11 protein-coding genes are annotated in these 10098 nt (G+C 69.4%); 4 read left to right on the plus strand and 7 right to left on the minus strand.

Annotated features, from left to right (window positions below):
* The coding region (locus K2X24_RS16300) for a carboxymuconolactone decarboxylase family protein (RefSeq protein WP_292499399.1) at positions 1 to 510 on the plus strand (510 nt) is incomplete at its 5' end.
* Between the two features lie 109 nt (positions 511 to 619).
* Here the strand turns inward: K2X24_RS16300 and K2X24_RS16305 are convergent.
* The 5 genes from K2X24_RS16305 to rpmH form a co-directional block, all read right to left on the minus strand.
* Positions 620 to 994, minus strand: coding sequence for a DUF423 domain-containing protein (locus tag K2X24_RS16305; RefSeq protein WP_292499400.1), 375 nt, complete (start codon positions 992 to 994; stop codon positions 620 to 622).
* The gene (yihA, locus tag K2X24_RS16310) at positions 991 to 1641 is read right to left on the minus strand and encodes a ribosome biogenesis GTP-binding protein YihA/YsxC (RefSeq protein WP_238279852.1); all 651 of its coding nucleotides are present in this window, start codon (positions 1639 to 1641) and stop codon (positions 991 to 993) included. Before yihA ends, K2X24_RS16305 begins: the two co-directional genes overlap by 4 nt.
* A gap of 142 nt (positions 1642 to 1783) precedes the next feature.
* A complete protein-coding gene (yidC, locus tag K2X24_RS16315) occupies positions 1784 to 3637 on the minus strand; it encodes a membrane protein insertase YidC (RefSeq protein ID WP_292499401.1) in 1854 nt (617 codons plus the stop codon).
* The gene (gene rnpA, locus K2X24_RS16320) at positions 3630 to 4211 is read right to left on the minus strand and encodes a ribonuclease P protein component (protein WP_292499402.1); all 582 of its coding nucleotides are present in this window, start codon (positions 4209 to 4211) and stop codon (positions 3630 to 3632) included. The genes yidC and rnpA overlap by 8 nt, the downstream gene beginning before the upstream one ends.
* A 100-nt stretch (positions 4212 to 4311) precedes the next feature.
* Positions 4312 to 4446 carry a 50S ribosomal protein L34 gene (gene rpmH / locus K2X24_RS16325; protein ID WP_055947927.1) on the minus strand — a complete coding sequence of 45 codons (135 nt, stop codon included), beginning with the start codon at positions 4444 to 4446 and terminating at the stop codon, positions 4312 to 4314.
* 556 nt (positions 4447 to 5002) lie between these two features.
* Here rpmH and K2X24_RS16330 point away from each other — a divergent pair.
* Positions 5003 to 5536 carry a DUF1465 family protein gene (locus K2X24_RS16330; RefSeq protein WP_292499403.1) on the plus strand — a complete coding sequence of 178 codons (534 nt, stop codon included), beginning with the start codon at positions 5003 to 5005 and terminating at the stop codon, positions 5534 to 5536.
* A gap of 166 nt (positions 5537 to 5702) precedes the next feature.
* Here the strand turns inward: K2X24_RS16330 and rpmE are convergent, their stop codons facing one another.
* Complete coding sequence (rpmE, locus tag K2X24_RS16335; protein ID WP_018045309.1) at positions 5703 to 5957, minus strand: 50S ribosomal protein L31; 255 nt, start codon at positions 5955 to 5957, stop codon at positions 5703 to 5705.
* A 194-nt stretch (positions 5958 to 6151) separates the two neighbouring features.
* Here rpmE and K2X24_RS16340 point away from each other — a divergent pair, with 194 nt between their 5' ends.
* Positions 6152 to 7999 (plus strand): ABC transporter transmembrane domain-containing protein, encoded by a 1848-nt coding sequence (locus K2X24_RS16340; protein ID WP_292499404.1) that lies wholly within the window; start codon positions 6152 to 6154, stop codon positions 7997 to 7999.
* Between the two features lie 24 nt (positions 8000 to 8023).
* Here the strand turns inward: K2X24_RS16340 and moeB are convergent, their stop codons facing one another.
* Positions 8024 to 8806, minus strand: a complete 783-nt coding sequence (gene moeB, locus K2X24_RS16345; protein WP_292499406.1) for a molybdopterin-synthase adenylyltransferase MoeB — start codon at positions 8804 to 8806, stop codon at positions 8024 to 8026.
* Positions 8807 to 8919: 113 nt separating this feature from the next.
* On the opposite strand from moeB, the gene dapE reads away from it, so the two are divergent.
* Complete coding sequence (dapE, locus tag K2X24_RS16350) at positions 8920 to 10098, plus strand: succinyl-diaminopimelate desuccinylase (RefSeq protein WP_292499405.1); 1179 nt, start codon at positions 8920 to 8922, stop codon at positions 10096 to 10098.

Consider the following 10098-nt stretch of genomic DNA (forward strand, 5'->3'; position numbering starts at 1 on the left):
AAGGCGTCGGCGGACTTCCTCGCGGCGCGCAAGACGCCGGTGTTCGGACCGTTCGTACCGCTCCTGCGCAGTCCGGAGTTGATGACCAATGCCAGCAACATGGGCCTGCATCTGCGCTACCGCAGCGTGCTGCCCCTGCGCTTGAGCGAGTTCATCATCCTCATCACCGCGCGGGAATGGACGCAGCAGCTGGAGTGGCACATCCACGCGCCGATCGCCCTGAAGGCCGGCCTCGATCCCGCGATCGTCGCGGCGATCCAAGAGGGCCGGCGGCCGGACGCGATGGGCCCGGAGGAAACCCTGGTCTATGCGTTCTCGACGGAACTCCACCACAACAAGGCGGTGAGCGACACCACCTATGCCCGTGCGGTGGAGACCTTCGGCGAGCAGGGCGCCATCGAGATGGCAGGGATCAACGGCTACTACACCCTGCTGGCGATGAGCATGAACATGGCGCGCACGGCCTTGCCGAAGGGCGCCACGCCGCAGCTGCCGCCGCTGGTGCGCTGAGAGCGGACGGTCGGTTCTTCCGACGAGGTGCAGGCGGACCGGCACGTTGCCGATGACCGTGACCACGGCCGGTATCGTTCACGCCCGAACGGACCGGTAGGTCCGAAGCTCAGGCGCGTCGCGCCGGAACGAGGGCGCCGGCGGCGGCGAGCAGCCAGCCGGCCATCAGCGCGAAGCCGCCAGTCGGCGCCGCCATGGGAAACAGGGGCGTGCCGTGGAGCGCCCGAAGGGCGAGATCGCCGCAGAACAGCACCAGTCCGACGACGAGAGCGCAGGCCGCGACGCGCGTGATCGGCCGGTGCGTCGTGCCCGTCGCCGAGAGCGCCACGAGCGCCAGGATCGCGGGGGCGTGGAACAGCAGGAACTGGGCGGCCGTCTTCAGGCTGTCGGCCCCGCTGAGATGCGCGGCGGCCGCGCTCGCCGCGACGCCGAGGAGGCCCGCCAGGGCGCCGAGCGCCAGGAGGACGCGGTCGAGTCCGCTCACGCGCCGCGCTCCCGCAGCAGCCGGGCGATGCTCGCGCGCAGCTCGGGTACGCCCCGATCGTCGCGGCTCGACGTGAGCAGGATCTCCGGATAGGCCGCCGGGCGCCGGGCGATGGCCGACTGGATGCCGGCGATACGCGCATCCATCTCGGACTTCTTCAGGGCGTCGCCCTTGGTCAGCACGATCTGATAGCTGACGGCGGCCTTGTCGAGCCCGTCGAGAACGTCGGTGTCGATGCTCTTCAGCCCGTGGCGCGAATCGATCAGCATGAACACCCGGGCGAGGTTCGAGCGGCCCTTGAGGTAGTCGTGGATCAGGTCGGTCCAGGCCTCGACCTTCGTCTTCTCCACCGCCGCGTAGCCGTAGCCCGGCATGTCCACCAGGGTGAGCCGGCCGCCGATATCGAAGAAGTTGAGCTGCTGCGTGCGTCCGGGCGTGTGCGAGGTCCGCGCCAGGGTGTTGCGCCCGGTCAGCGCGTTGACGAGGCTCGACTTGCCGACGTTGGAGCGGCCCGCGAAGGCGATCTCGACGCCCTTCATCGGTGGCAGGGCGGGCACGTTCGGCGCCGAGGCGATGAAGTCGGCCGCGCCCGCGAACAGCAGGCGTCCCGCCTCCAGGAGGGCGGCATCGTCTTCGGCTTGGGACATCGGACGGCTCCGGACGGATGAGGCGCATCCGCCGCCCTCGCGAGCCGATACGCCGGAAACAGGAAGTCCTCCCCGTCGTGAGACGGAGAGGACCGGTTGGGGTGTCGCGCGCCGTGGCCGTTGGCTCGACGCTCGGCTGAACTCAGCTCTTGGCGACGGCGTTCTTGTCCGCGCTCTTGCGCCGGAACATGCCGCTTAGGTTATCCCACAACTCCACCTTCACGCCGTTGCGACGCATGATGACGTATTGCTGGATCACCGAGAGGGTGTTGTTCCAGGCCCAGTAGATCACCAGTCCGGCCGGGAAGGAGCCGAGCATGAAGGTGAACACGATGGGCATGAAGGTGAAGATCTGCGCCTGGACCGGGTCCGGCGGCGCGGGGTTCATCTTCATCTGGATGAACATCGTGATGCCCATGATGATGGGCCAGATGCCGAGGTGGACGAAGTCCGGAGCCGCGTAGGGCAGCAGGCCGAACAGGTTGAGAAAGCTCGTCGGATCGGGGGCCGCCAGATCCTGGATCCAGCCGAAGAACGGCGCGTGCCGCATCTCGATGGTGATGAACAGGACCTTGTACAGGGCGAAGAAGACCGGGATCTGAATCAGCACCGGCCAGCAGCCGGCGACCGGATTGATCTTCTCCTTCTTGTACAGCTCCATCATCGCCTGTTGCTGTTTCATCTTGTCGTCTTTGTACCGCTCCCGGATCGACGTCATTTCGGGCTGCACGGCCTTCATCTTGGCCATGGACTGGTACGACTTGTTCGCGATGGGTAGGAACAGCAGCTTCAGGCAGAGGGTGACGACCAGGATCGCCACGCCGAAATTGCCGAACAGGTGGAAGAAGAAGTCCAGCGCCCGGAACATCGGCTTGGTGATGAAGTGGAACCAGCCCCAGTCGATCAGCAGGTCGAACTGCTTGATGTTCTGGTTCGCCTGGTAGGCGTTGACGGTGTTCACCTCCTTGGCGCCGGCGAAGAGCTGCTGGGTCGCGGCCACGGTGGCGCCGGGCTGGACCACCTGCACGTTGCCGAGCACGTTGGCCTGGTAGACCTTGGTGGCGCCGTCCGTCCGCTCGGTGAAGCTGCCGGTATAGGGGGTCGACTGGTCGGGGATCGCCGCGGCGGCCCAGTACTTGTCGGTGATGCCGACGAAGCCGCCTGTCACGCCCGTCCAGGTCTTACCCTTGGTGAGCGCATTGCCGAGGGCAGGCTCCTTGGCGAGGTGGTCGTAGGTGTATTCCTGCAGGCCATCGGCGCCGAGGACGCCGATCATGCCCTCGTGCAGCACGTAGTAGCCCTGGGTGTGCGGCTTACCCCAGCGCGAGACGAGGCTGTAGGGATAGAGGCTGACCGCGTTGGAACCCTTGTTCTCGACCTCGTCGCGGACCGTGAACAGGAACTTGTCGTCCACCGCGATGACGCGCTTGAAGAGGAGGCCGGCGCCATTGTCGTAGGTCAGCGTCACGGGCTTGCCCGGCGCCAGGGTCTGGGTATCGGCGGCCCAGATGGTGTCGCCGTTGGGCAGCGGACCGGCGTTCTGACCGACCCATCCGAACTCCGCGTAGTAGGGATTCTCGGTGCCGGTGGGCGAGAGCAGGACGATGCGCGGGCTCTTGTCGTCGACGGTCTCGTGGTAGTTCTTCAGCAGGACGTCGTCGATGCGCCCGCCCTTCAGGGCGATCGAGCCGGCGAGAGCCGGGGTGTCGATGGTCACGCGCGGCGAGCGCGCGATGGCCGCCTCGCGGGGCACGATGCCGCCGCCGGCGCCCGTGGCGCCCGGCAGGGTCCCGGGGACGGGCGTGGCCGGACCACCCTCCTTCGGGGCCGCGCTCGGCACGCCGTCCGGGCTGGTGGCCTGCGTCGCCGCCTTGTTCTGCAGGGCGGCCTGGCGCTGCTGCTCCACGCGCGGGGCGGCGATGAAGTAGTTCCAGCCGAGCAGGACCGCCAGCGACAAGGCGATCGCGACGATCATGTTCGTCTTGTCATTACCCATCGGTCGGTCCGTCGCATGCGTTGGATGGAGAGGAAGGCGCGCCCGCTCCGTCAGGCCGGGAGCCGGGCGACGCGGAGGCCGTTGCGCCCGTGGCCAATACCGGAGCCGCCGCCGATGCGCCAGACGCAGGCGCGCCTTTGCCGCGCCGGCGCCGGGACGAGGCCCGATCGGCTTCGCCCCGGTGTCCGGATCCGGACCCGGCGGGCGCTTTGGCAGCCTGTGGCTTCGTCACCACGGCGACGGCCTGGCGCAGATCGTCGATCAGGGTCTGGAACGGGGCGTGCAGGGCGGGGCGCCGGGCCACCAGCACCACGTCGGCGTCGCGCGCCGGCAAAGCGCCGGACGCTTCCGCCACGGCCGCGCGCAGACGCCGCCGGATGCGATTGCGCTCCGTTGCGTGGCCGACCCGCTTGGTGATGGTGAAGCCGATGCGCAGGCCTTCAGGCGCGTCGTCGCCCGTGGCCGGTTCGGCACGGACGACGCCCTGTGCCGAGAGGCGCTCGTTGTGATAGCGACGACCGCCGGCCGCAGCCAGAAAATCGGAGCGTCGCGTGAGTCGTCCGATCGTCGACATGGCCGATCCGATCCCGCGACCCGGTCTGCGGCCCTCGGCCGGGAGGCTTCGAACCAGGAACATGCTGGAGCGCGCCGCCATGGCGGCGCGGCCGGTGCTCTTAGGCCGAGAGCTTCTTGCGGCCGTGAGCGCGGCGGGCCGCGATGACCTTGCGGCCGCCGGCGGTGGCCATGCGGGCGCGGAAGCCGTGACGACGCTTACGCACGAGCTTGCTGGGCTGATAGGTTCTCTTCATGGCGCGATCTCCGAATGGTCGAGGATCGATCCGGGCTGCACGGATGGCCGCGCCGGATATTCACTCGCCCGAAAATGTGTCTGCAAGCGCGAACAGCGCCCATCGAGGGCGCCGCGTCGCGATGGCGCGGCTTATGACGGATGGGGTGGACCGAGTCAATTCCAGCCGGCCGGTTTCGATGCGGCCGATCTCGATTTCGAGCGACGCACACGGGTGCCGTTCGGCGTGTCCGGGCGGGCATCCGAACCCTCCGGTGCGGTAACGGTTCATTAACCGCGTTGCGCCATCCTGTGATCCTGTTCGGCGATCCCGAACAGCGTTGGACCGCTTATCCGACGCTTGAATCGCTCCCGATGACCTCTCCAAGGCCGCCCTGGAAACAGGCGGCCTTTTTTCGTGTCCGTTCGGTCAAGGCACCGATGGGGCCGATTAACGTTAACATCACGTGAAGCCCCCGCGCCGGGTCATCGGCGCTAGAGTTGCGATCCAGGTGCAAACGCGCCGCCAGCGTCTCATTTCGGGACGAGCCCGGTACGGTCGCGGCACAGGAGGCACCATGAGCGGATTCGACGTCATGTTTCGAGACGAGCGGGATTGGGTCAACTTCGGTGACACCTACGTCACCTCTGAGGCGTTCAAGGTCCTGTTCCGCGAGGGCATGACCCTGGTGGAGGAGGCCGCCGCCTATCTCGACGGCACGGGACGGGAGGAATCCCGGCTCATGTCCCGCGACGGCACGCTGAGCTATGCCAGCGAAAGCATGCGTCTGACCACCCGGCTGATGCAGATCGCCTCCTGGCTTCTCGTGCAGCGGGCGGTGTCGGAGGGTGAACTCACCCCGGCCGAAGCCATGCAGGAGAAGACCCGCGTTCGCCTGACCACGCCCGAGACCTTCCGCGGCGAGGTGTTCGGGGTGCTGCCGCCGACCCTGCAGGACCTGATCGTGCGCTCGCGCCGCCTCCATACCCGCATCCTCCACCTGGATGCGGTGATCACCGACGAGCGGCCGAACCCGGCCCCGCAGGAAAGCCCGGTGGTGGCACAGCTGAGCCGCCTGCGCTCGGCCTTCGCGGCGCCGGTCTCCGCCTGAGGCCCGCAGTCCCGATGCCGCCGTGGGGGGGCGGCATCGGGGTGGCTGCGCGGATCCGGGTTCCGAAACGCAGAGCGGGCGACACCGATAAGGTGCCGCCCGCTCTGCGTTTCACGCCATCGTGAGGCGGGCCGCCGCGCGAGCGCGGGGCCAGCCGCCGATCCGCTTACTTCTTGCCGAACGACAGGGCGCCGAAGCGCGAGTTGAAGCGCGAGACGCGGCCACCGCGATCGAGCATCTTCTGCTCGCCGCCGGTCCAGGCCGGGTGCGTGTTCGGGTCGATGTCGAGGTTGAGGGTGTCACCCTCCTTGCCGTAGGTCGATCGGGTCATGTAGTCCGACCCATCGGTCATCACGACCTTGATGAAGTGGTAGTCGGGATGCTCGGTACCCTTGGCCTTGTCGGCCGCGCTCTTTGCCATGACGAAACCCTTGAAGTCGAAATCCTGGAATAGCCAAGCCGACCGGCCCGTCTGGCGGCCCGCGGCCATAGATCACGCGCAATCGGATGAAGGCGCGCCTATACCCCACGCACCTTCGCCCGACAAGCGTGCGCCGACCGAAGAGACCGACCAACGGTCGCTTTTCCCGAGACGACCAACGATGATGAGGCACCATGGCTCGCGGCCGTGACAAGAAAACTTCCGGGGCGGCCCGACCGAAGGCACCGCTCGGCTCGCTGCGCCCGCTGATCCCCTTCGCGGTGGTGTATCGCGGACGAATCCTCGCGGCGTTCTTCGCCCTGCTGGCGGCGTCGGGCGCGACCCTGGTGGTCCCGATCGCCCTGCGCCGGGTGATCGACCACGGCTTCTCGCCGGACGGGCAGGGGGTGATCGACACCTACTTCGCCGCCCTGATCGGCGTGGTCGCCGTGCTCGCACTGTCCAGCGGCGCCCGTTACTACACCGTGGTGACCCTCGGCGAGCGCGTGGTGGCGGACCTGCGCACGGCCGTGTTCCGGCGCCTCACCCAGCTCGACCCGGCCTTCTTCGACCGCTCGCTCTCGGGCGAGATCATCTCGCGCCTCACGGCGGATGCGACGCAGGTCAAGGCGGTGTTCGGCGTCTCCATCTCGATCCTCCTGCGCAACGCCTTCCTGTTCTCGGGCGCCGTGGTGATGATGGTTATCACCAGTCCCAGGCTCTCGATCCTGGTGCTCGCCGCGATTCCCCTCATCGTCTTCCCGCTGATTCTTTCCGGGCGGGGCGTGCGCCGGCGCTCGCGGGCGGCGCAGGACCGGCTGGCGGACGCCTCCGCCTACGCGGCCGAGGCCGTGAACGCGATCCGCACCATGCAGGCCTTCGGCATGGGCCGGACCACCGCAGCCCGCTTCGGCGAGGCTTCGGAGAACGCCTACGGGGCGGCCCGGGATTCGATCCAGGCGCGTGCCCTCCTCACGGGCGTGGCGATCTTCCTCATCTCCGCCAGCGTCGTCGGGGTGATGTGGTACGGCGCGCAAGGCGTGCTCGCCGGCACCATGACCGCCGGCCAGCTCTCGCAGTTCGTGCTCTACGCCGTGTTCGGCGCGAGCGCCCTGGGCCAGCTCTCGGAGGTCTACGGCGAGCTCGCCCAGGCCGCCGGGGCCGCCGAGCGCCTGGGCGAGATCCTGGCCGCCGAGCCGGCGATCCGGGTCCCGGCCGACCCCGTGCCGATGCCGGTCCCGGCCCAGGGCGCGGTGTCCTTCGAGGCCGTGCGCTTCCTCTACCCGACGCGCCCCGACCATCCCTCCCTCGACGGAATCAGCTTCACGATCGCGCCGGGCGAGCGCGTCGCGCTGGTCGGCCCCTCGGGCGCCGGCAAGACCACGGTGCTGCAATTGCTGCTGCGCTTCTACGATCCGCAGACCGGTCTCATCCGGGTCGACGGGACCGACATCGCCCGGGCCGATCCCGAGGCGCTGCGCGAGCGACTCGCCCTAGTGCCACAGGACCCCACCGTGTTCTCCGGGAGCGTCCTGGAGAACATCCGCTACGGCCGGCCCCAGGCCACCGAGGCGCAAGTGCAGCGCGCCGCCGAACTCGCCAACGCGGACGGGTTCATCCAGGCCCTGCCGCAGGGCTACGCCACCGCCGTGGGCGAGCGCGGCGTCACCCTGTCCGGCGGTCAGCGTCAGCGCGTGGCGATCGCGCGCGCCATTCTCAAGGACGCCCCGATCCTGCTCCTCGACGAGGCGACCTCGGCGCTGGACGCCGAGAGCGAGCGCGCGGTGCAGGCCGCCCTCGACACCCTGATGCGCGGGCGCACCACCCTGGTCATCGCCCACCGCCTCGCCACGATCCGCAAGGCGGACCGGATCCTCGTCCTCGACGGCGGCCGGATCGTGGAGAGCGGGACGCACGAGAGCCTGCTCGCGCAGGGTGCGCTCTATGCGCAGCTCGCCGCGCTGCAGTTCACCGACGCGCTGGACGAGACGGCGCGGGGCAAGGAGCCGCGTCCGCGCCTGACGGCCCTTCCGGCCGAGTAGGCGCCGGCCGGGCTAAGGGCCCGCTCAACCCTGGGGCTGCGTGCCGCTGAGGGGGTTCGCCTCGTCCCAGCCGTAGCCCAGGGTCTCGAACCGCATCGAGCGGGTGTCGACCATGAGCAGGCGCCCGACCAGGGATTCGCCGAACCCCGTCACGGTCCGGATCACCTCCAGGGCCATCAGCGAGCCCATGAGGCCCGCGAGCGCCCCGAGGACGCCGGCCTCCGCGCAGGGTGGCACCGCGCCGGGCGGCGGCGGGCTCGGGAACAGGCAGCGATAGGTCGGGTTCGGGCGCCCGTCCGCGCCGGCCTCGTAGGGCCGCAGCGTGGTCAGGGAGCCGTCGAATCGCCCGAGCGCCGCCGTCACCAGGGGGCGCCGGGCGTGGAAGCAGGCATCGGAGACCGCGTAGCGCGTGGCGAAGTTGTCCGAGCCGTCGGCCACCACGTCGTAGGCCGCGATCAGCGCACCCGCGTTCTCCACCGTGAGGCGCGTCGGGTGCGCTTCCACCGCCACGTGCGGGTTGAGGCGCGCCACCGCCTCGGCCGCGCTCTCGACCTTGAGGCGACCGATATCGGCGGTTGCATGGATGACCTGCCGCTGCAGATTCGAGAGCGAGACGATATCGTCGTCGACGATGCCGATCGTCCCGATTCCGGCGGCGGCGAGGTACTGGATCATCGGTGCGCCGAGGCCGCCGGCCCCGATGACGAGGACGCGGGCGGCCTTCAGCCGTGTCTGTCCCGGGCCGCCGACCTCCGGAAGGACGAGGTGGCGGGCATAGCGTTCGACTTCGTCGGGGGAGAAGGCCATGGCCAGCAGATAAGCCCGGCCGGCACGCGGCGAAAGCCCGGCCGCGAATTGCACCCCCGCGCACCGGCGCTTATGGCCGTGCGCACCCGGACATCACGCCAAGAGTCCCGCCCGTGCCGAACGCGCTCCTCGACCGCTCCCCCGTCGCCCTCGCCCAGAGCCTGATCCGCTGCCCCTCCGTGACACCGGAGGAGGGCGGCGCGCTCACTTGGCTCGCCGGCATCCTCGAAGGGGCCGGTTTCACCGTGGAGCGTCCCCGCTTCTCGGAAGCGGGCACCCCCGACATCGACAACCTTTATGCCCGCATCGGCACGCGGGCGCCCTACCTGCTGTTTGCCGGCCACACCGATGTGGTGCCCCCCGGCGACGTCGCGCGCTGGGGCCACGGCCCCTTCGACGGTACGGTGGAGAACGGAATCCTGTACGGGCGCGGTGCCGTCGACATGAAGGGCGGCATCGCCTGCATGCTCGCCGCGGCCCTCGACTATCTCGACGTGGCCGGACCGGACCTGCCGGGCTCGATCGGCTTCCTCATCACCGGCGACGAGGAGGGGCCGGCGATCAACGGCACGGTGAAGCTCCTCGAATGGGCCCGGGCCCGGGGTGAGCGCTTCGACCATTGCCTGCTCGGCGAACCCACCAACCCCGATTCGCTCGGCGACATGATCAAGATCGGCCGGCGCGGTTCGCTCACGGGCCGGCTCGTGGTTCATGGCCGCCAGGGCCACGTGGCCTATCCCGATCTCGCCGAGAACCCGATTCCCGGTCTCATGCGCCTGGCCTCCGCGCTGCTCGCCGAGCCGCTCGACGCCGGAACCCGGCACTTCGACGCCTCGAACCTCGAATTCACCACCCTCGACGTGGGCAACCAGGCCACCAACGTGATCCCGGCCGAGGCCCGCGCGACCTTCAACGTCCGCTTCAACGAGACCTGGACCGCCGAGACCCTGGGGGCGGAAATCCGTGCCCGCCTCGATCGGGCGGCGGGGCGGAGCGTCCGCTACACCCTCGACCTCCTGCCCTCGAACTCCCCGGCCTTCCTCACGAAGCCCGACGCGTTCACCGAGCTCGTCGCCGGGGCGATCACCACGGAGACCGGGCGCCGGCCGCTGCTCTCGACCACGGGCGGCACCTCGGATGCCCGCTTCATCAAGGATGCCTGCCCGGTGATCGAGTTCGGCCTCGTCGGCCGCACGATGCACCAGACCGACGAATGCGTGCCGGTGGCCGACCTCCACCGTCTGACCGCGATCTACACGCGGGTGCTGGCGGCGTATTTCGACGCGCGCTAG

The sequence above is a fragment of the Methylobacterium sp. genome (genome assembly GCF_019750675.1).
Taxonomy (GTDB): domain Bacteria; phylum Pseudomonadota; class Alphaproteobacteria; order Rhizobiales; family Beijerinckiaceae; genus Methylobacterium.